1 pseudogene (only partly in view) is annotated in these 641 nt (G+C 48.0%); it reads left to right on the top strand.

The features are described from left to right. Positions 1-641, top strand: a pseudogene (locus J4G07_16120) (sulfatase-like hydrolase/transferase); it begins 866 nt to the left of the window's first position.

Genomic DNA, 641 nt, shown 5'->3' with positions numbered 1-641 from the left:
CGACGCGCGACCGCCTTGATTTATCGTATCACATGCTGCGTGCTGTGCGCGATAAAAAGTATAAATACATCCGAAATTACTATCCCGAAAAACCGTATCTCCGCTGGGATCCTTACCGCAATAACCATCCGGTGATGCAGGAGATGTGGCGACTTCATGTCGAAGGCAAATTAGAGGGAGATCAATTGGTCATGTTCCAATCACCGCCCCCCACTGAAGAACTCTACGATGTGGAAAATGACACGTATGAACTCAACGACTTAGCAGAGAATGAAGCACATGCAAATGTGCTTAAACGGATGCGAGAAGCGTTGACAGCATGGCAATCGGAATTCGGGGATATGGGGAATATATCTGAAGAACAAATGGTGGCGACGTGGTATCCTAACGGCACACAACCACAAACGGCATCACCACTTTTCATTCCGATTAACGCGTCTAACCCCGGCATGGAGCCTGCTCATGCAGATGGCGAATGGGACGCACCGCTGCTTCTGCAACTCCACTGTTCAACACAAGGTGCTTCAATCGCGTATACAACCGAACAAGGTGAAGACATCCAATGGCAGTTGTATACAGAACCTTTGCGTTTACCGAAAGGTGAAACCGTTATAAGAGCAAAAGCAATTCGGATCGGTTAC

The sequence above is a fragment of the Candidatus Poribacteria bacterium genome, from assembly GCA_021295715.1.
Classification (GTDB): Bacteria; Poribacteria; WGA-4E; order WGA-4E; family WGA-3G; genus WGA-3G.
The sequence above is the reverse complement of the archived record's forward strand: the minus strand, read 5'-3'. Positions and strand labels throughout refer to the sequence as shown.